At 30.3% G+C, this 21,483-nt stretch carries 23 protein-coding genes; 11 read left to right on the forward strand and 12 right to left on the reverse strand.

From position 1 onward, the window contains the following. Positions 1-31: 31 nt before the first annotated feature. Positions 32-1,573 (reverse strand): aldehyde dehydrogenase family protein, encoded by a 1,542-nt coding sequence (locus SJY27_RS10325; protein WP_397444754.1) that lies wholly within the window; start codon positions 1,571-1,573, stop codon positions 32-34. Between the two features lie 109 nt (positions 1,574-1,682). On the opposite strand from SJY27_RS10325, the gene SJY27_RS10330 reads away from it, so the two are divergent. After that, on the forward strand, positions 1,683-2,762 hold the full coding sequence (locus SJY27_RS10330) for an isoaspartyl peptidase/L-asparaginase family protein (protein WP_397444755.1): 1,080 nt from the start codon (positions 1,683-1,685) through the stop codon (positions 2,760-2,762). On the opposite strand, the gene SJY27_RS10335 is transcribed toward SJY27_RS10330, so the two are convergent. The 8 genes from SJY27_RS10335 to SJY27_RS10370 form a co-directional block, all read right to left on the reverse strand. Beyond that, positions 2,750-3,094, reverse strand: a complete 345-nt coding sequence (locus SJY27_RS10335) for a hypothetical protein (RefSeq protein ID WP_397444756.1) — start codon at positions 3,092-3,094, stop codon at positions 2,750-2,752. The genes SJY27_RS10330 and SJY27_RS10335 overlap by 13 nt on opposite strands. Before the next feature lie 178 nt (positions 3,095-3,272). Next, positions 3,273-4,565 (reverse strand): hypothetical protein, encoded by a 1,293-nt coding sequence (locus SJY27_RS10340; RefSeq protein WP_397444757.1) that lies wholly within the window; start codon positions 4,563-4,565, stop codon positions 3,273-3,275. Continuing rightward, the gene (locus SJY27_RS10345) at positions 4,565-5,059 is read right to left on the reverse strand and encodes an RNA polymerase sigma factor (protein WP_397444758.1); all 495 of its coding nucleotides are present in this window, start codon (positions 5,057-5,059) and stop codon (positions 4,565-4,567) included. Before SJY27_RS10345 ends, SJY27_RS10340 begins: the two co-directional genes overlap by 1 nt. Positions 5,060-5,105: 46 nt before the next feature. Then, complete coding sequence (locus SJY27_RS10350) at positions 5,106-5,516, reverse strand: hypothetical protein (RefSeq protein ID WP_397444759.1); 411 nt, start codon at positions 5,514-5,516, stop codon at positions 5,106-5,108. Between the two features lie 2 nt (positions 5,517-5,518). Next, complete coding sequence (locus SJY27_RS10355; protein WP_397444760.1) at positions 5,519-6,217, reverse strand: hypothetical protein; 699 nt, start codon at positions 6,215-6,217, stop codon at positions 5,519-5,521. Positions 6,218-6,310: 93 nt separating this feature from the next. Further along, the gene (locus SJY27_RS10360) at positions 6,311-6,712 is read right to left on the reverse strand and encodes a hypothetical protein (RefSeq protein ID WP_397444761.1); all 402 of its coding nucleotides are present in this window, start codon (positions 6,710-6,712) and stop codon (positions 6,311-6,313) included. Between the two features lies 1 nt (position 6,713). Further along, positions 6,714-7,145 carry a hypothetical protein gene (locus tag SJY27_RS10365; RefSeq protein ID WP_397444762.1) on the reverse strand — a complete coding sequence of 144 codons (432 nt, stop codon included), beginning with the start codon at positions 7,143-7,145 and terminating at the stop codon, positions 6,714-6,716. After that, entirely contained in the window at positions 7,133-7,492 is a 360-nt protein-coding gene (locus tag SJY27_RS10370; RefSeq protein WP_397444763.1) for a DUF6970 domain-containing protein, read from the reverse strand. The genes SJY27_RS10365 and SJY27_RS10370 overlap by 13 nt, the downstream gene beginning before the upstream one ends. A 74-nt stretch (positions 7,493-7,566) precedes the next feature. On the opposite strand from SJY27_RS10370, the gene SJY27_RS10375 reads away from it, so the two are divergent. From SJY27_RS10375 to SJY27_RS10420, 10 genes are all read left to right on the forward strand, one after another. Further along, on the forward strand, positions 7,567-8,541 hold the full coding sequence (locus tag SJY27_RS10375; RefSeq protein ID WP_397444764.1) for an acyl transferase: 975 nt from the start codon (positions 7,567-7,569) through the stop codon (positions 8,539-8,541). Between the two features lie 14 nt (positions 8,542-8,555). Further along, complete coding sequence (gene mscL, locus SJY27_RS10380; RefSeq protein ID WP_397444765.1) at positions 8,556-9,017, forward strand: large conductance mechanosensitive channel protein MscL; 462 nt, start codon at positions 8,556-8,558, stop codon at positions 9,015-9,017. Positions 9,018-9,021: 4 nt separating this feature from the next. Beyond that, positions 9,022-9,408: a DUF2306 domain-containing protein gene (locus tag SJY27_RS10385; RefSeq protein WP_397444766.1), complete on the forward strand. Its 387-nt coding sequence runs from the start codon at positions 9,022-9,024 to the stop codon at positions 9,406-9,408. A 302-nt stretch (positions 9,409-9,710) separates the two neighbouring features. Beyond that, positions 9,711-10,151, forward strand: a complete 441-nt coding sequence (locus SJY27_RS10390; protein WP_397444767.1) for a YHS domain-containing (seleno)protein — start codon at positions 9,711-9,713, stop codon at positions 10,149-10,151. Positions 10,152-10,510: 359 nt separating this feature from the next. Continuing rightward, positions 10,511-10,885: a hypothetical protein gene (locus SJY27_RS10395; protein ID WP_397444768.1), complete on the forward strand. Its 375-nt coding sequence runs from the start codon at positions 10,511-10,513 to the stop codon at positions 10,883-10,885. Continuing rightward, complete coding sequence (locus SJY27_RS10400) at positions 10,882-12,270, forward strand: alpha/beta hydrolase (protein ID WP_397444769.1); 1,389 nt, start codon at positions 10,882-10,884, stop codon at positions 12,268-12,270. The genes SJY27_RS10395 and SJY27_RS10400 overlap by 4 nt, the downstream gene beginning before the upstream one ends. A 24-nt stretch (positions 12,271-12,294) precedes the next feature. After that, positions 12,295-13,386 carry a glycoside hydrolase family 3 N-terminal domain-containing protein gene (locus SJY27_RS10405; RefSeq protein ID WP_397444770.1) on the forward strand — a complete coding sequence of 364 codons (1,092 nt, stop codon included), beginning with the start codon at positions 12,295-12,297 and terminating at the stop codon, positions 13,384-13,386. After that, entirely contained in the window at positions 13,387-14,208 is an 822-nt protein-coding gene (locus tag SJY27_RS10410) for a VOC family protein (protein WP_397444771.1), read from the forward strand. 32 nt (positions 14,209-14,240) lie between these two features. After that, a complete protein-coding gene (locus SJY27_RS10415) occupies positions 14,241-15,746 on the forward strand; it encodes a serine hydrolase (RefSeq protein WP_397444772.1) in 1,506 nt (501 codons plus the stop codon). Between the two features lies 1 nt (position 15,747). After that, the gene (locus SJY27_RS10420; RefSeq protein WP_397444773.1) at positions 15,748-16,281 is read left to right on the forward strand and encodes a DinB family protein; all 534 of its coding nucleotides are present in this window, start codon (positions 15,748-15,750) and stop codon (positions 16,279-16,281) included. Positions 16,282-16,284: 3 nt separating this feature from the next. On the opposite strand, the gene SJY27_RS10425 is transcribed toward SJY27_RS10420, so the two are convergent. The 3 genes from SJY27_RS10425 to SJY27_RS10435 all read right to left on the reverse strand — a co-directional run bounded on the left by SJY27_RS10425 (position 16,285) and on the right by SJY27_RS10435 (position 21,480). Beyond that, positions 16,285-16,944, reverse strand: coding sequence for a hypothetical protein (locus SJY27_RS10425; RefSeq protein WP_397444774.1), 660 nt, complete (start codon positions 16,942-16,944; stop codon positions 16,285-16,287). Continuing rightward, the gene (locus tag SJY27_RS10430) at positions 16,937-20,980 is read right to left on the reverse strand and encodes a T9SS type A sorting domain-containing protein (protein WP_397444775.1); all 4,044 of its coding nucleotides are present in this window, start codon (positions 20,978-20,980) and stop codon (positions 16,937-16,939) included. The genes SJY27_RS10425 and SJY27_RS10430 overlap by 8 nt, the downstream gene beginning before the upstream one ends. A 122-nt stretch (positions 20,981-21,102) precedes the next feature. Further along, on the reverse strand, positions 21,103-21,480 hold the full coding sequence (locus tag SJY27_RS10435; protein WP_397444776.1) for a TraR/DksA family transcriptional regulator: 378 nt from the start codon (positions 21,478-21,480) through the stop codon (positions 21,103-21,105). Positions 21,481-21,483 lie beyond the last annotated feature (3 nt).

A 21,483-nucleotide genomic window follows, 5' to 3' on the forward strand; every position in this document is an offset into this window, starting at 1 on the left:
AAGGTTTTGGAAACCTTGCAGGAGAAACCTCTTAGAGGTCAAACTTAATACCTTGAGCCAAAGGTAATTCGTCTGAATAATTTATGGTATTGGTTTGTCTACGCATATATACTTTCCAAGCATCAGAACCAGATTCTCGTCCACCACCAGTTTCTTTTTCGCCACCAAAAGCACCACCAATTTCTGCGCCAGAAGTTCCTATATTTACGTTGGCAATTCCACAATCTGAACCAGCATAAGACAAGAATTTTTCTGCCTCTTTTAGTTCATTGGTCATAATTGCTGATGATAAACCTTGGGCAACTCCGTTTTGTTTTTCGATGGCATTTTCTACTTCACCACTATATTTCATCACATATAAAATTGGCGCAAACGTTTCGTGTTGCACGATTTCAAAATGATTTTCTGCTTCTATAATTGCGGGTTTTACATAACAACCAGATTCGTATCCTTCTCCTTCTAAAACACCACCATCAACTAAAACGTTTCCACCTTCTGCTTTTGCTTTTTCAATCGCAGCTAAATAGGTGTTTACAGCATCGTGATCAATTAAAGGACCAACGTGATTGTTTTCATCTAAAGGATTTCCAATCTTTATTTGTTTGTAAGCGCCAACAATTGCATCGCGAACTTTATCATATACAGCTTCGTGAATAATTAATCTTCTGGTTGATGTACAACGTTGTCCACAAGTACCCACAGCACCAAAAACAGCTCCAGGAACTACCACTTTTAAATCTGCAGTAGGTGTAATTATGATAGCGTTATTTCCACCTAATTCTAATAACGATTTTCCAAAACGTTCAGCAACTTTTGCGCCAACAATTCTTCCCATTCTTGTAGATCCTGTTGCAGAAACTAACGGAATTCTGGTATCAGAGGTCATCATTTCTCCAACTTTATAGTCGCCATTGATAATGCAAGAAATTCCTTCTGGCAAGTTATTTTCTTTTAAAATTGTGGCAATTATATTTTGGCAAGCCACAGCACATAAAGGTGCTTTTTCTGAAGCTTTCCAAACACAAACATCGCCACAAATCCAAGCCAAAGCTGTATTCCAAGCCCAAACAGCAACAGGAAAATTAAATGCAGAAATAATACCCACAACGCCTATTGGATGCCATTGTTCTCTCATTACGTGGCCTGGTCTTTCAGAAGGAATGGTTTGTCCATTTAATTGACGCGATAAACCTACAGCAAAATCGCAGATATCGATCATTTCTTGCACTTCACCATAACCTTCTTGTAAAGATTTTCCCATTTCGTAAGAAACCAATTTCCCTAAAGGTTCTTTTAAATCTCTTAATTTATTTCCAAACTGACGCACAATTTCTCCTCTTTGTGGAGCTGGCATATTTCTAAAAGATAAAAAAGCTTTGGTAGCAGATTCCATCACTTTTTCGTAATCTTCTTTTGTAGTCGATTTTACTTTTCCAATCAATTTTCCATCAACAGGAGAATAACTTTCTATAATTGCTCCATTAGAAAAATTATTTGAACCTGTAGAAGTTCCATCGTTTATATCTTGTAAACCTAATTGTTTTAAGGCTTTATCCATTCCAAAATCAGTCATTTTGCAGTCTCGTTTTTGTTGTTTAAATTCGAAGAACGAATTTACAAATAAATTAAAGAACTGATAATTTCAACAAAAACAAATATTATTGTTAAAAATAAAACAAACCATGAAAAAACTAACATTTTTACTATTATCTATTGTGTTTTTTTGGAGTTGCAACCCAAATTCAAAACAAAATTATGATGCTGATATCGATTCAGAGATAACCACAAATCAACATAAAAAAATAAACGATTTTGCCATTATAATTCATGGTGGTGCAGGTACTATTTTAAAGAAAAATATGACGGATGAAAAAGAAGTTGCTTATAAAGCAAAATTAGAAGAAGCGATTAAAGTGGGACATGCAATTTTGAAGAATGGAGGAACTAGCCAAGAAGCAGTTTTAAAAACAATACAAGTTATGGAAGAATCGCCTTTATTCAACGCAGGAAAAGGGGCTGTTTTTACGCATGAAGAAACCAACGAATTAGATGCTTCTTTTATGGATGGTAAAACCTTAAACGCAGGCGCAGTTGCAGGTGTAAAAAATGTAAAAAGCCCTATAGAATTGGCAATAAAAGTGATGACAGATTCTGATCATGTAATGCTTTCAGGAGATGGTGCATCTATATTTGCTAAAGAAAAAGGAATAGAAATTGTAGACCCAAGTTATTTTTATACAGAAAATCGTTTTAAATCTTTACAAAGGATAAAAGACAGGGAAAAAACCCAATTAGATCATAATGATAAAAAAGCGGCTTTTTATGATGCAGATATTAAAAACAGTAAATTCGGAACTGTAGGATGTGTGGCTTTAGATAAAAACGGAAATATTGCTGCAGGAACATCTACAGGTGGAATGACCAACAAACGTTGGGGAAGAATTGGTGATGCCCCAATTATTGGTTCTGGAACCTATGCTAATAATTCAACTTGTGGAGTTTCATCTACAGGTTGGGGCGAGTATTTTATAAGAAGTCAAGTAGCTTATGATATTTCTGCACAAATGGAATATCAACAAAAATCACTAAAAGAAGCAACAGCAGATGTTATTCAAAATAAATTGACCAAATTAGGTGGAACAGGTGGCGTTGTTGCTTTAGATAAAAATGGGAATATGTCTTTTGAGTTTAATACTGCAGGAATGTACAGAGCTTCTATGGACGATAAGGGAGATTTAATAGTAAAAATCTACAAAGAGTAGTCTAACCATTTTTCTGGTAAAGGTTTTAAATCGATATGTTTAGTTTCTGATTTTAGTTTTTTACTGATGCCTAATTTTGTGATTTTTGGAAGCGATAAATTGATATTATTTCTTTTATTAATCACCTCTAAAACCTCTCTCATGGTTTTTTTTGCACAAAGTACCAAACTATTCATCATAGCATTAGATTCTATTGATAAATCATACAAATCAACATAATATTTAGGTTGATTATCTTGATAAATAATGTATTGAGAACCTTTTCTTTTTGGTAACTCCGCTATTTTTTTAATTCCACTAAACGTTCTATACGTTGTTTCTATGATTTCCATCTTGCATTGTTTTAATTAAATTCCCAGCAATCATTTAAACATTTTAACTCTAACCTTCAACTCAAGAAGCCTGTAAATGTAATGGTTTACAAGAGATTGGTGTTTTAGTTTTCGTCTAAGTGACACAAATAATCGCTAAGTTGTTAGATATATACGTAGCAGATGAAAAGATGGTTTTTTAAAATTGATAAGTAACACCAGAATAGAGACCAAAATTAAAAGGGGCAAAGTTATTTGCATTATCAGTAAAAGTATTCAATTGAATTTTAAACATCGGGTTTACTTGAAAAGACCATTTTGGATTAAAAGTATAATTTAAATCAAAACCTAAATTACCACTAAAATTGATGTTATTTAAATTTGGTGCTTCTAGATTTCTAGAAAAGTTTTTGGTATTTAAAACAATCTCATTCTTATTTAAGAATAAGGTGCTAAAACCAGTAACAATGGCTGAATTGATTTTTTTATGATTCAAAAAAGTATATTTTACCTCTAAAGGAATTTCTATATATCCATAGTTTTGAGATAAATTTCCAGTATTGGCTACAAACGTATTTGCTGATATATCACTAGCAAACATTTCATTAGAATTGGCAACATTGGCATCAAAAGAAAAAATAGCCCCATTTGTAAACTGGGTGGCAAAAGGATTACTGTTTGAAGAAGTGTTTACTGCAATTTGCCTATTAGAATAGCCTATTTCTTGTAAATGAACCCCTGATTGAATAGACCATTTGTTACTAAATTTATAGGCAATTTGAACACCATAAGCATAACTACTTTCACCAGAAGTTGATGAAGCCAAACTTGAATTTATTGGTGAAGTATCTGTTAATGAATTGGATTGTAGCACACCAAAAACAGAAGCAACAGACCAGTTTTTACTTATTTTTTTGATTTCTGGAACTTCTTCTTTTTTAACCACATTAGCAATGTTTAATTTATAAGGTTTGCCTTGTATCTTTTTTATTGCTAATGTTAATAATTGCTGATTCTGAAAAAGATTTTTTGTACGAATTTTTACAGGATTGTAAGTTAACCAAAATGCCTCAGCTTTTGTTTTTTGTGGCTGTGCGTTTTCTTTTTTTGAGGATTTAGCTTTAAAATGTTTCTTTTTAATCGTTTTTAAAAGCTTGTCTTCCCTAGAAATAAGTATGTCGTTTGTACTTTTTTTATCCAATTGTAACGTATCTTTTTTTTGTGAAATGATATTTTTTTCCTCAGGAATCGTGGTTATAACTTCATTAGAATTGGTGTTTCTATTTTGGTTTTCAGTCGTTAAAAAAGGATAAAAAAATGAAACTACTACCAAAATAGAAGCTACAACACCTGTAAACCACCAAAAAGGGACTATTTTTCGTTTTTTCTTTACTAGTTGGGCTTCCACATTGTTCCACACCCTTTTATTTGGAGTAACTTCCAAATTTTTAAGGTTTTCTTGAAACAAATGATCTAACTTTTTATTCCCCATTAATTCAACATATTTTTTTGTGCTGTCAGTTTTTGTTTTAAAATTTTACGAGCTCTAGATAAATTCGATTTTGAGGTTCCTTCAGAGATGTTTAGCAACGCTGCAATTTCTTTATGAGCATAATCATCTAACACGTATAAATTAAAAACCAAACGATACCTATTTGGCAATTGCTGAATGCAATCTAACAAAACAGTGATACTAAAATCTGAACTATTAAAATCGGTATCATCTTCTTCTATATCATCAGCAACCTCTTTTACTATTTCTAATGGTACTTTTTTTCTATATTTTTGAATTGCAGTATGAATTGTAATTCGTTTTAACCATCCCTCAAAAGAACCTTTGTACTTGTATTGTTTAATTTTAGCAAAAATGGTTACAAAACTATCTTGTAAATTGTCTTCTGCATCTTGATAATTTTTAGAATACTTTAAAGAAACAGCAAAAAGTTTATCCGCAAAAAGGTGATAAACTTTAGATTGAGCTTCCAAATTTTGCTCACAACATTTTTGTATTAGTTCTTCGAGTTCGATAGCTCTAATTTACAGGAACTATAACCTCTTCAAAAATAGCGTCTCCATTGGCATCTGTTCCTTTATAAAATTTAAACGTATAATTTTCTGTTTGATCTATATTTAAAACGTAATCATATTCTTCTTGAACAATAGCTTGAGTACAAACAGAGCTTGTAAAATCTATAACTGCTCTAACCCCTATAATTATCTTATCTGCTTGTTGTTCTGCATATACATTATCAAAATAATAGCATCCGTTTTTTAAAGAATAAGTGAGTTTTATAGTTGCTTTTTCTCCTAAAGTAAAACTTTCTGGAATTGTATATTCATCAATTGGTAATAACTCAAAAGACACATTAGACACCTCATTATCATCATCTAAACAAGAATAAAATACGGATACAAAAGCAAAAAGAAGAATAATTTTTTTCATAATTAATACATCAATATTGGGTATTCGAATTGGCAATCAACACCTTTTGGCGGATTTACAACAGCACAATCCGAAGTTATACTCCATTTTACGTTAAACTCTTTTTCTGCTTGGGTATATGTTGCTACTTTTTCTAAAAAGGAAGCCACATCAATACTTTTATGATAAGGAAGATACCCTTTAGGGCCACCACAAGCTTTAGCACCATAAGCTACAAAAGACCAATTATTAACATCTGAACAAGTTTGGCTGTATACAATGTCAGAAATTTCGTAAAACAAATCCATTAAAGCTTGATGTTCTTTTTCTTGTTCAGAAAATTCTCTTTGTAGTACTAATTTTTCATTAGTAAGCTCCATAATTTTCCAACCATAAAAATAAGAGGAGTTTTGGCTAGAATTCATAATAATAATATCATTATTTAACGTAAAAGAACCTTCAACATTAAAGTAAGTTAAAGGTGGTGTACCACAAAAACCAGAAGTTCTCTGAATTAAAGATCCGTTTTGTTTGAATGTAATTCCGGCTTCTTTCTCTAATAGCGTGTTGTTTCTTGTAAAAGTTGTGGTGTACTCATCATAAACAGGAGACACCCAATTGCCTAGTAATAAATTATCTGCATCAACAATTGTAACTTCATTACTTTCGCAGGCAGATACAAGAGCAATGGCAAATACAATAAAAATATTTTTTAATTTCATAATACTACTAATTTAAATGAGGACATTTTTGAGGTTTTTTCAATTTCAATTCAATTTTTATTTATGAGAGAAATCAATAAATCTTATCAACATTTATCTTTTAAAAATGTAGGCAAAATCATCAGATTCTATTCCATAATTAATCATTAAACCTTGTTCATTAAAACTAATTATGCCTTTTCTATCTCCTACCCTAAAATAATCAATGTTGTTTTCTGTTATAATTTCAAAATTGTAAACACCACCCTGGTTTTTTGAAAAACTAGGTATAAAGTAGGTGTTAAAAACATCAACATTATTCTCAATAGTTACTGTTTTATTGTCTAAGTTAAAAAACCAAGTAATGTCACCAAAATCATAATTGATAGGCTGAGAAAAACCGCCAATAACTTGAGTTACATTCCACTTTCCTTCAATAGAATTTGCAAGATCATCAGGTTCTTTGCACGAAAAAACAAACGAACAGCATAATAAACATACCACTAACTTTTTCATATTATTTATAATGTATTGGATTGTTCCACCCATCTAAATTTAAATACAGTTCAGAAAAATCTTCTTTTAAAACAGAAAGATTAAACGTAAATTCTTTTTCAAAAATAGCCAAACATGCTTCTTTATTATCTAAAGCCAATTTTATATTTCGTTGTACTGGGTAAGATTCTAAAATTTCATTTGCGTCTACTAAAAAAGCTTGCCAAGAATCTCTACTACAACCACTACTACTTATTTTTACAGTTAATATATCATTTTCTAATTTTACATCAGTAATTGTGTAATTGTCGGTTATTGTTGACGCATATAAACTGTTATTTATAATCACAGATTCATTGGTTACAATAGATCCATTTATGTTTTCATTGCAACCTGTAAAACATATAATGGCTGCAATTATTATAAAAGTTTTGGCTGTAATTAATTTTCCCATAGAACTCGAATTTTAATGGCATTTTTTTCAAAATCAGCACACGTATTTACACCTGCAATTCCACCAAACTCACAAATTATAGTGCCTTCGCAATTGTAAAGTCTACTTAAATTATCTGCGCAATTATTACAATCGTCAATTAAAAACACATGCGCATTATTATACTCATATAATATGATTTCTTTTTTAACTAGAGATACACTTTTTTCAAAATTTTCTTTTATTGCTTTCAACCAAATTAAATCTTCAATAGGTAAATCTACTTTACAAGTTTGATTTAGAACTGGATTGTTAGAAGCGCAAGAAACTATAAAAAATACCGCTAAAAAAATAAAACTAATTTTCATAATTGTGTTTACATACATAAGATACAAAAAGAATAAAAAGGTTGCGCTTAATAATGTTATTTTTGTAAACAACTATGCAAAACACCATTTTTAATATAAAAACAGAACAAGAGTTTACAAAAGTTACTCTAGATATTTTTAAACATCAATTTAAAAATAATCGAGTTTACCGATCTTTTTGTGATTTGCTCTATAAACATCCTGCAGATGTAAGTTGCATTGAAGATATTCCGTTTTTACCAATTCAATTTTTTAAGAGTAAAAAAGTACTTTCTTCTTTAGATGAAGTAAATGAAATTTTTACTAGTTCTGGAACAACAGGCAGCATAACTAGTAAACATTATGTAACAAATATTAGCCTATATCAAGAAAGTTATTTAAAAGGATTTGCCCATTTTTACGGAAACATAGAAGAGTATATTGTCTTAGCTTTATTACCCAATTACCTAGAAAGAAAAGGTTCTTCGTTGGTTTTTATGGTTGATGATTTAATTAAAAAAACCAAAAATCCAGAAAGTGGATTCTACCTAAATAATTTGGATGAATTGGCTAAAAAACTCTACTTTTTAAACCAAAAAAACCAAAAAGTTTTGTTGATAGGTGTTTCTTTTGCGTTGTTAGACTTAGTTGAAAAACAAAACTTTACGCTAAACAACACCACAATTATGGAAACAGGTGGAATGAAAGGACGCAGAAAAGAATTGATTCGTGATGAGCTGCATAAAATTCTTACTGATGGATTTGGTGTTACTAAAATTCATTCAGAATATGGAATGACAGAACTGCTAAGTCAAGCCTATTCTAAAGGTAATGGTATTTTTGAAACGCCACCTTGGATGAAAATCTTAACGAGAGATACAGAAGATGCACTAAGCATACAACAAACTGGTAAAACTGGCGGAATTAACGTTATTGACTTGGCAAACTATAATTCGTGCAGTTTTATTGCTACACAAGATTTAGGAAAAGTATATCAAAACAACACTTTCGAAATCATTGGGCGTTTTGATAATTCTGATCTTAGAGGTTGTAATTTGATGGTGTTATAATCAAAAAAAAAAAAATGAAATTTAAACTATTACAAGAATTCAAAGAATTTGCTGTAAAAGGGAACATGATAGATATTGCTATTGGTGTAATTATTGGTACCGCATTTAATAAAGTGGTAAATACACTAGTAAAAGAAGTACTAATGCCTCCTTTATCTTTTATGACACAAGGCAATAATTGGAGCAATAAAAAAATTATTTTACGAGAAGCTATTTTAGAAAATAACAAACCTAAAGTAGAAGAAATTGCTATTGGTTATGGTAAATTAATTGAAGCTGGTATTGATTTTTTAATAATTGCTTTTACGGTATTTATAGTGATTAAAGTAATGAATTCTATGAAGAAAAAAGCTGAAGATCCCAAAAATGAAACAGTTACCACACCTAAAAATATAGCGTTAATGCATAAAACCAACGAATTGCTAGAACAGCAAAACCAATATTTAAAAAGTGTTTTAGAGCAAAAAGCTAAATAAAAAAATGAACTATATCAATTTAATGTATTTACATTTAGCAACAGTTGTGCCCTGTTTTATAATTGGTACAATAGTTTTGTTATTAAAAAAAGGTGCCAAAACGCATATTATTTTAGGACGTGTTTACATGATACTAATGCTCACTACTGCATGCATTACATTATTTATGCCTGCAGATGTTGGCCCAACTATTTTTAATCATTTTGGATGGATTCATAGTTTTAGCTTTTTAACCATTTATACAGTACCTACAGCGTATTTGGCCATAAAAAGAGGAAATATAAAAGTACACAAACGCAAAATGATCTTATTGTATTTTGGCGCCATTATTATTGCTGGTGGTTTTACATTTACACCTGGTAGATATTTATATACCCTATTTTTTACTTGATGATATAGATTAAATGCCTTACTGCTATCCCAAAAATAGCAGTAATAAGTCATCGGTTTATAACATAACTTTAAATTCAAGCCTTTTATCGAGCGAAAAAGGAATGTGAACGAAATTTCAAATAAAGAAAAAGAAATCAATAGTATCTTTAAACTGTATTTAAACAACAATTATAAGTTGGGGGATTTATAAATTGTAAAATAGTAAGAGCTGATTGATCAGCTCTTACTTGTTTTTATAAACAATCCAAAGTCTATTGTAAGGTTAAAAACAATCATCGACCAATCTACAAATACAACGCGATGAAACCTACTTTAACTATTTTAGTCCTTATTATTTCTAGTACTTTTTTTGCACAAAACTATAATCTTAAAAAAGGATTTGTTGCCTCAGGCTATGATGTAGTGGCTTATTTTAAGCAAAAAGCAATAAAGGGAAATGCTAACTATACCACTAGTTTTGATGGAGTTTACTTTAAGTTTTCATCAAAAGAAAATTTAGAAATCTTTAAACAAAATCCAAAAAAATATGTGCCAGCTTATGGAGGGTATTGTGCTTATGCTATTGGTGCTAAAGGAGAAAAAGTAGCAATAAATCCTAAAACTTTTGAAATTAGAGACGGAAAATTATACCTCTTTTACAATTCTTGGGGCACAAACACGTTAACACTATGGAATAATGAAGGTGCAGAAGATTTAAAGAAAAAAGCAGATGAAAACTGGCAAAAAATAATTGAAAATTAATTAGAGTAGCATTAAAAAAATTGGGGGATTTTTATTAATGCTTTCCTCTAAATATCAAGAGCTGGTTTTGTCAGCTCTTTTTTTTTGTTTTTTTTATTAAAAAAAGAAGTTGTTTAATATTCTTTAGTTACGTTAAAAGTTCTTGTTTTTATGCAATTTACTTAAAGGTATTTTCACTTCATTATCTAATACAGCTGCTGTACTTATCAAAAATGTAAACTATTCAATAACAAAAGTATTGCATAATATTTTTGTTGCTTTTGTACATAACTTAACAAAAGTTAACGTAGTTGTGTGTTTAATTCTACTATTTTTGACAACGTCAATTTTTCTAAAAAAGGAAAATCCATCATCAATTTATGAATAAAATTCTTATTGTTTTTCTCACTATTATACCTTTTGCATCTTCTTTTTCTCAAGAAAAATTCAAAGATGATATTAGAAGGTTAAACTATGAGCAATTAGATAGTGTTTCAAGAAAACACATATATCAAGACAGTTTAAATTCTGAAATCGTTTATAAGAAAATTTTAAAACTACTTAATGAAAATAGATTAAAAGATACTGATAAGCCAAAAGCCTATTCAAATTTGTTTTATTGGTATTACTCCAATCACAAACTTAAAAAAGCCATAGCAGTTGCAAAATTAACCAACAAAACTGCTATTAAGATTCAAAATACTCAGCTAGAATGCCTCTCATTAATTACTATTGAGCTAACTAAAATAACATGAAAAACAAATTAACATTAATTGCATTGCTGTTGTCCTTAATTAGTATTGGACAAGTAAAAATAACAGAGCAACAAAAAACTCGAAAATTCATGCTTGTTAAGATGAATTCTTCTTCTTTTGATGGCCAAGAACGAACATTAAAAATTGCATTGCCAAACAACTATACTGTTCAAAAAAAATACCCTGTAATTTATACTTTAGATGGATTTACTCTTTTTGAGCAAACCTTAAATTATGTAGATGTTTTAAGTAAAACCAGTTTTCAAGATGGTGACGATTCTGGCACAAATGTTATTCCAGAGTGCATTATAGTAAGCATATTTCACGAAAATAGAAGCTATGAAACCGAACCTAATTTTGATGGAATGGATTACTTAGCAGGCCCACAAAAACTTAAAAACTTTCTAATTTCAGAAGTTTATCCGTATGTAACTAAAAACTATTCAACTTCTGGTTTTAATGTAATTATTGGGCACTCTAACACTGCTCATTTTGTAACCTCATTATTATTTCAAAATCAAAATCCGTTTCAGAATATCATTGCATTATCACTCGTAGAAAGTGTGCCTAATTTTAACGAAATCATCATTAAAAAATTAAATTCAGACTTTGATGGAAATTATTTTTTGGGTTATGGAACTCGAGATAATCAGTTTAGTAAAATGGCAAAAAATATTGAATCGAGTATTTTTAAAGAAAACATTCAGGTAAAAGAATACAATGCAAATCATTCAGATTTACCTGCTGCTGCTCTTTTAGATGCTATAAAATTTCAATTTAGAAACTATAAAAAATTTGATCGTTTTAATGAAATTTCAAAAAAAGAAAATTTCAACCCAAAGATTTATTTTGATGATTATCAGGTGAAAATGCATGAAATTTACGGAATCAACACCAGTGTAAACGCAGACGATTTTGATTATCTACTTACAGAAACCATAAATTCAAAAAATAAAAGTGCTTTTGAAAAGCTAGTGGCCTTTGATGAAAAAAGAAACAATTTTAAATACATGCCTATTGTAATGTTTCATAATAGAAAAGATGTAGGTGATTTAATTGGAGCCCAAAAAATAGCGTTTCAAATGATTGCAAGTACTGATTTTGAAGAGTATCGTTTTTTAGTGGCGCAATTAGATATTTTTAGTGCTTTTTTTATACATGATTTAAAAAATCCTCAAGAGGCCATTTCATTTTTAGAAAAAGGTAAAAAGAACTTTAAAAAATATCGTTTAGCGTTTAGCTATTACATTGCAAAAACGGCTATTGAACAAAAAATACAATTAAAAAAAGCAAAGAAAAATTTAAAATATTGTCTTCAAAATTTTAAGAAAAATAGATATTTCTCTAAAAAGGACCTTGAAACATTGCAGAATACATTAAATTGAATCTTGCACAATAACTTATAAACTATGCAAAAACTTCTTTATTTTTCTCTGTTTTTTTTCTCTATAAACTCTATAGTAAGTCAAGAATTAAAAATAACTGATTTCTACAAATACAATCCAAAATTAGAACATAAAGTTGATGAAATTTTCAATACACTTTCTGATACAGCAAGAGTTGCACAAATGATTGTAACCTCTGCAGGAGAACTTGGTAAACCAGAAAGTGTGGTATATAAATTGGCAAAAGATAATGAAATTGGGGGTGTTGTATTTTTAGAAGGAACAGCAAAAAATCATACAAAAATGATAGATAGCTTAAACGCAATTAGTGGTTTAAAAAATCAATTGCCTCTTCTATTTTCAATTGATGCAGAACCAAGTTTATATAATGGAAGATTGCAAGGCACAAAATGGTTAATGAATACGATTGCTATTAAAACTGAAAAACAAGCAGATTCCATTGCTAAAATTATTAATAAAACGTTACTTAAAATTGGATTTCATCAAAATTTTGCACCTGTAGTAGACATCAGCCTAAAAAACGAAGCCATAAAAGATCGAAGTTTTGGTAATGATAAAAAGAAAGTAATTGAGTTGAGTACCCAATTTATAAAAACAACACAAAACCAAGGAATAATTGCTACTGCCAAACACTTTCCTGGCCATGGTTTGGTACAAGGAGATACACATAAAAAATCTGTTTATATAGATGGTAATTTGCAAGAATTAGAAGTATATCCTCCATTAATTAATGATGGAGTTTTATCGATAATGATTGCTCACATCACCATAAAAAATAATGAAAAGTATGGTACTGAAGGTTTACCTGCAAGCTGTTCTCGAAAAATTGTAACAGGTCTTTTAAAAGAAGAATTAGGGTTTAAGGGTTTAATAATTACAGACGCTTTAAATATTATGAAAGCAGTTACAATTATTAAAAATGCACCACTTTTAGCCTCAAAAGCAGGCAATGATCTGTTATTAATGCCTATTGATGAAGGTGAGACAATAGCTTCTATTCTAGATGAAATGAATAAGGATTCAGCCTATAAAACACAGGTGTACGAGTCTGTAAAGAAAATAATTCGATTTAAAATTTTACTTAATCTAATGTAAATGAGTATCAAAAACTACCTTTCTATTTTTACGCTGGTTTTATTTTTGGCTTCTTGTAAAGAGAAAAAAACTGAAGAATTTAATAAAAATATTTCATCAGACTTAGAAGTCGATCATTTTAATATTTGGGTTAAAAATCCTCAAAAAGCAAAGCAAAAACTCATTGATATTGGTTTTACAGCTATACCAGATTCGCTTTCTGCAGTTCATCATGGGCAAGGTACTTCTGGTAGGTATTTCTATTTTTTAAATACGTATCTCGAATTTATTTTTGTTTACAATCAAAAAGAATTTGAGGTAAACAATAGTAAAAACAAAGATTTAGATTTTTCAGAAAGAGCAAATTTTAATAAAAATGGGGCTTCCCCTTTTAGTATTGCACTTAAAGTTAAAGAGTATAAAGTTGACAAAATTCCTTTTCGAAAAATTCAATATCATCAAAGTTGGATGGAAAACGACAGAAGCATATATGCTGCAAAAAACTCTAAAACACATCTTAAAGAACCTTCAATTTTTGTGGTTTATCCAAAAATGCAATATGATGTTTTTGAAACCTTGCGCGATTTAAAAAAAATACCAGAAGAATATGCACTTTGGCGAGAATTTTATAAGCATAAAAATGGGGCAAAAAAAGTTACCAGAATAGTTATTACCTCTAAAGACGTTGATTTATCTACAGAAACGATGAAAACAGTTCATGGAATTGAAAACATCATAATAAAAAATGGATCATCTTATGTAATGGAACTTTTTTTTGATAATGCTACCCAACAAAAAACATTTGATCTACGACCAGAATTACCTCTACTTATACACCTGTAAATCAAGGTATACTTTTAACTTTAATACAAGAAATGAAAAAATTTATTCTCTTAGCAATAATAGTTGTAAGCTGCAATACTAAAACCAAAACAACTCAAAAACCATTTAATAAATTAGCCAACTTAATTGATACTTACGCAGTACATACACTAAATAAAGGAAACATAAACTCCATAGCTTTGGCTATTTATAAAAATGGGGAGCTACATTATAATTATTTTGGAGAACTTGACAAAGGCAAAAACAATACACCCAATGATAGTACTTTGTATGAAATTGCATCTATTACTAAAATATTTACAGGTTCTTTAGCAGCTAAGGCTGTTCTTGATAAAAAAATACGTTTAGATGATGACATTAGAAAATATTTAAACGACGATTACTTGAATTTAGAGTTTGAAAAAACACCAATCACTATTCAAAATTTATTGACCCATTCTTTAGGATTTAAAAACAAACATCCAAAGCAATTTTCTAGTATTAATGATAAAATTGCAGAAGGATTTTACATCAATAAAACAATAGATTATAATTTTGATAACTTTTTAGAGGAGTTAAAACACATGGAATTGGATAAAAAACCAGGTACTTTTTTTGAATACAATAGCGTAGGTCCTGAATTGATGGCTTATATCCTACAAAAAGTATATCAAAAAGAATATAAAGAAATTTTGTACAGTTTTTTAAAAGAACTTGGCATGAACAATACCTATTTAAAAGATTTTGAAAAACATAAAAAATACATAGCAACTGGTTATGGTGCAAAAAACGAATTAGTTCCATTATACAAAAACCCATTAATAGGTGGTGCTGGAGGTATGATTAGCACACTGCCAGATTTAATAAAACTATTAAAATTTCAATTAGAAAGTAAACAGCCACTGGTAAAAGAAGCCACTCGTAGGTTGTTTAAAAATGAAGAAACAAATATGGGCTATTTATGGCAAGATTTAGGAATTGGGCAAGAAGAGGGTTTTTACTATTCTAAAACAGGAAATTCGTTAAGAATTCAAAGCGGAATTTTAATTTGCCCAGACAGTAATTATGGTGAAATTATGATCATCAATAACAATTCTGATGCTGCTAATAATGATTATTTCGATTTATTTTACACTATAGAAACTGATTTAATTAAATATCCAAAAATCAATTTAAAATCTTATTTAAAACAAGATTTTTTGAGAGACAAGAAAATTGCAAAACAAAAATTCAATCAATTAAAAACAGATTCTAAAAATTATTTTAATACCGATCTTAGCAATAGTTTAAATAAAATAGGTTACGAACTTTTAGAAGAAAAACACACTAAAAAAGCCATTGAAATTTTTGAATTTGCAGTGACAGAAGATCCTGAAAATGCCAATTTATATAACAGTTTAGCAGAAGGATATTTTGAAAGCAAAGAACTTGAAAAGGCAAAAAAAAGCTATTTAAAATCTTTGATGCTTAATGACAAAAAAGAAAATCCTAACCAGTTTTTAATAAAAAATGGCAAATCAAACTTAAAAAAAATAGATTCACTTTTAAAAATCAATTAGTATGAAAACTATACTTGCTTTTTTAACTTTCATGTTATTTACATCTTTAGTTACTGCTCAAAAAAATCCTTTCATTAAAGATTATATAGAACGATTGGAAAATTCCAGAAAATATACCTTATTGGTTGCCGAAAAAATGCCTGAAGAAAAGTATAACTTTAAAGCAGCAGAAGGTTCTCTGTCTTTTGCTCAGAACTTTTTGCACATTGGTTTTGCTATGAATTGGCATAGTAAAACATTACTAAAAGGTAAAAAAACCAAATCTTGGCAAGAAGATACTGTTTTTAAAGTGGCTAAAAAATCTAAAAAAGAAATGATTGCATTAATTGATACAACTTTTGATGAAGCCATTTTACACATCAAAAATTTCGATAAAAGTAAACTGGATGACAAACTAGATTATTTTGGCTTGACCAGAAGTAAACGACAAATTTTACTATTGCTTGCTGATCATATTACACATCACAGAGCGCAAATGTTAGTCTATTTACGATTGAATGGCATTGTACCTCCAAGGTATGTTTTGTTTCAATAAAACCTATTCTATAGTTAAAAAAAGATTCCCTTTTATGGTGGTAATTTTCAACTGACTTTGCGTGTTTTTGCGTGTTTTTTGATATAGATTCTTTTGTAGAACGCCGTCAATTTCAATTCTTCCGTTTTTTGTAGCTAAATTTAAACTCGTATTTTTTGTTGATGCATATACATTGCCTGAATATAATTTTAACGTTGTATTTGCGATAATGGAATTCAGTTTTACAATACCGTTTTCAATGTAAATTGCTAAATTATTCGCAATACTTTTTGATGTAATATCTACATTTTCACCAAAAATATACACCATTTTATTATTAGGAATTTTTACTACTGCATTGGCTCTTTGCAGTCTTTTGGTAATGAATTTTCTAAAAATAACCTCTCTGGTTTCAGTGCCTCCAAAATCGAAGGTTATGTTTGCGGTTTTATCTGTATTTTCTATTTTAATTAATTGTTCGTCATAACTTTCGGCATATAAAAAAACCTCAACAAAATCAGAATTTGAATTTTCAATAGTTAAATGATCTAAACCCGCTGTGTAAATATTGACTTCCTTTGAAATTGTTTGAAAAGACTTGCTAATTTTTTTTTGCGAAAAAGTAGAGATCGCAATCAACCCTAAAAAAAATGCAAAAGATATTCTCATTAATACGTTATTCAATCAATATTTTTTGATGTATTCTTCCCTTTTCAGTACTTAAACGAACAATATAAGGCGCTTTTTGCAAATTTTTAGTTGATATAAAATCGGTACTTTTAAGATCTTCTTTTAACACCAATTGTCCTAAAACAGAATAGATTTCGACTGTTTTTTTCCCTTCAGGTAAATTTACAAATTGAATTGTATCATCAGCAGCAAACACCTGTATTATTGCTAACAAATTCTCTGTATTTGTTTGTAAAACTTCTGATGAAGTGTGGATAAAAAAGCGTCCTGAACCATTTATAGCAGTTGTACTGGTAAATTTATAAACGTTATCCTCAGTATTCATTAAGGTAAAAACTCCAGTTTCTTTATCCTCTAAATACACGTTATGTGCTTTATCAATATTTTTGGCAGCAACACTAATCTGAACTTCTACATTAGCGCCTGCAATAATACCAACAGGAATAACAATATCGTAGTTTTTAGGAATAGATTGTATGGCTAAATTTATATTTTTTTCTTGATTGACCAATTTTGTATAGATTTCGAAATTAGATGCAGCTCCTGTGTATAAAGAGCTATCATATCCATTATCAAAACCCTCAGTAGTATTATCGATATAAAAAATATCTGTATGTTTTTTGGTTTTTCCTTTACTTAAAAACACTCTAATTTCTGGTCTAGACAATTTACTTTTTAAAAACGTACTACTTTGATGATTTTGCATTGCTGTAGTAAAAGTAATTGTGCCACTTTCTGGTTTTGCTTTTACAAAAAAAGCTTGTCCTGGCGCAATAAATTGATTTGAAGTTACTTGATTTACAGCAATATAAGAAGACCCATTCCAAAGCCAAATAGTAAGTTCACTTAGTGCGTTTACATTAGTGCTTAAAAAATTATGTACAGCATCTGCACCATTATTTAAGGGGATGTAAGACGCAAAAACGTTACCTACTAAATTAAACGCATTGTTTGTGCCATTGGTAATAACCTCAGTGGTGTTTTCTGTTAACAATGTACCTGTAAAACTTAAATTTCCAGAAGAAGTGCGCAATGTTGTATATCCTTGTCCTTCATTAAAAGTGTTAGATTGGCCAGCTAACATATATTGCCAGCCTCCAGAATTGTTATTGTAAGTTGCAATTCCTCTTAAATTAGGATTTACAGTTCCTGAAGCAATTCCATTTGCTGCAACCCAATCATCATTATAATTTTGACCAGTTACTGGCGGACTTACCAAATGCCAATTATCAGAAACAAAACGATTATAGGTAATAGTTCCTGTTGATGTGCCTTCTACAATTATACTTCCTGAATTAGCTATACTAGAGTTTATAATTAAGCTCCCTTCATTTGTTAAATCTTCTTCTACAGTTAAGGCTCCAGAATTAGCAATTGTCAATATTGCCTTATTTTCTATAGATAAATTGTTAAGTATAACTGTTGTATTTATTTCTGGTTGATTTTCGGTTTCAGGGATTTTTACATCAACATTGGTTGCAGGGATGCCATTAGTCCAATTGCCATCATTTGTCCAATCAGCATCTATAGTTCCTGTCCAAGTAGTTAAATTATTTGCTTTAAATTTACCTGTGTACAAACCTCTGCCATAACTACTTGCTAAAATGGTATAATCTGCAGTTCTTAAACTGAGTGAAGTAACCACAACATTCGACATTCCATTATAAGAATGATGCCAATTGGGTGAAGGATCTCTAAAATTGGTAGTATTCCAAACCCCCAATTCTGTACCTATAATTACCTCATCTGTATTTAGCGGATTCATTAAAATACAACGTACGTTTATGTCAGGAAAATTACCTTCTTTATTGGCCCAAGTTGTTCCACCATCTTCTGTAAACCAAATACTTTCTACCCCAAAATTGTAAAACGTAACCATAATTTCATTTTCTGATGCACCAAACTCTATGGATGAAATATTTCCTAAAAATGATGAAGAAGAAATATCAGTAACCGTTTGCGTTGCTGTATCTGCATTTTCTATTTTTAATACTTTACCTGTTCTTGTACCTAAAAATACTTTAGAAGATGTAGTTGTAAATGGCGATACTTTTATGGCAGAAATAGTAGTAATAAGTGGATCTGTAATGTTAGTTCTTTCTGGGGCATTGGTGGTGATATCTGTAAAACGAGCTAGATGATCTCCTCCATTTGTGTATAAAATATTCAAATTATCATCTAAAGCCATTGCATTTACAAAGCCACCTGTATCACTGTCAGAAGAAATTGTTACGATATTTCCAGTATATGGTAAATTATAACGATAAATATTATTATATAAATTCGAGATAATCATATATGCTCCATCTTTGTCAATAAAACAATGTGTTCCATCTCCTCTATTCACTTTTGTAGCTGCATTAATTCCAGTTGTAGCTCCATCAAAAAAGAGATTTCCATTATCTTGAGTTCCACCAATAATATATTCTGGATTTGTAGTTTGACTGATTGCAGCATTGTAAAACTGAGTGGTATTGTAATCTTTTGTATGCTCAATAATTGCGGTATCACTTGTAGAAGCTGCTGATAATGAATTTGCATAAAAAACACCTCCATCTCCGCCAATTACTGCAATATTAGCATCTATAGGATGAAAAGCCCAACTATGCTGATCTGAATGCACATAAGAAACTGTAATGCCTGGTAAACTTCCAGTTGGTGAGTTTTTAGAAATTTGTTGCCAAGAAGTTCCACTATCTGTGGTTCTGAATAAATTAATTCCGCCAACATAAGCAATGGCATCATTGGTTGGATCTACTTCAATGACTAAATTATACCAAGCTTGGCTTCTTGTAAAATCATCTGCAGGAATACTACTAGTTGCATCATTTGGTAAAGAAAGTGCAGTGGGTATTGTTGCAAAAGCATCTGTGGTTTTTAAAATTGATACAAATGGTGCTATTTCTTCTCCAGTGCCATTTTCTGTATACACTTCACCCAATACATAAAGTGTGTTAGCGTTTGTTTTAGAAACAGCAATTTCGGTTCTTCTTCCATTGGTTATGGTGTGTTTTAAAGTAAAATTTGTACCATCTGAACTGCTGTAAATACGTCCACCTCCTTTTTGATAAATATTTCTTGTGGTGGCCATCCAAAGTGTGTTGTCTGTGCCGATTTCAAACTTATTGGCGGCAACAAGATTTCCATCCACATTCAACGTAAGTTGAGCCCAATTTGCGCCTTCATCTGTAGATTTAAAAATTCCATAATCATTTAACCCTACAAAAGTATTCTTAGGATTTGAACTGTAGAAACTAGCTCCAATTGAAGCAAAAACTTCAGAATCATCAGTTGTTGCAGGATTTCCATCTTTATCTCTAACAATAATATCGGTCATAAAATACGTTCCTGGTACAATAATGCTAGATGAAACTGAAGTGGTTCCTGTAATTTGATATACATTTTGCCAAGTTGCACCACCATCTGTAGATTTCCAAATTCCATTGCCTAAAGCTTGTTGCGGATTGTATAATTCTCCTGTACCTAAATAGATAATCTGAGAATTATTGGGGTCTACAGCCATACAGGTTACAGAAAGATTATCATCTATACCCACTTGTGTCCAAGAAGAATTTACATCAGTAATATCGTCATTTACCCAAAGACCTCCACTAACACCACCTGCAAAAACTCGTTTGTGGGCTGTGTCATTGGGATCGAACATTACCATTCTTGTTCTTCCACCTACATTGTTGGGTCCTCTTTCTATCCATTGATTGTCAATAGCATCACCAGGAGTTCTGCGTTGAATTTGTTGTTTTTCTTTGAGTTCTTGTTGAACTTTATATAAGTTTTCTGGGTGGGTTCTACCTGTATGTGGATTTATCCCTAATAAATACATTTGTTCAAAATATTTATTTGGAGGTAATCCTTTATGTATTCTTTCTTCTTTAGATAATTGAAGCGATTTTTGAAATGGATGTTGTTTTATAATTTTGGATTGTTCTTGCTGAATCGTAATTTTATTTTTAATCGTCATAAAACAGACCACAAAAATAAATAACACCGTAATTATACTTATCTTTTTCATATTATCAAAAATAAGATAATTCTATGATTTAAAATCATATAAAAAGGCAATGTAACGTATTACTACGCTACATTGCCTTCTATAAATTGCCAAACTATTATTTAGTTATATGTTATTGATAATTACTGCTTACGTTTCGCCTCAATACTCAAAGTTGCGTGAGGAACTAAACGTAAACGTTCTTTCTGAATTAATTTACCAGTTACTCTACATACGCCATATGTACCATTTTCTATACGTAGTAACGCGTTTTTAAGATCTCTAATAAACTTTTCTTGACGAATAGCCAATTGTACATTGGCCTCTTTACTCATTACTTCTGAACCTTCATCAAAAGATTTAAATGATGACAAAGTATCGTCTGTGCCATTGTTTGCATCGTTTTTATAGGCGGCTTCTAGCAAAGCCAAGTCTTCTTGTGCTCTTGCTATTTTTTTATTGATGATTTCTTTAAATTCTTTTAAATCTTCTTCTGTATATTTTACTTTTACGTCTGACATAAT

Origin of the sequence: Polaribacter sp. R77954, from assembly GCF_044595335.1 — a bacterium.
Taxonomy (GTDB): Bacteria; Bacteroidota; Bacteroidia; order Flavobacteriales; family Flavobacteriaceae; genus Polaribacter.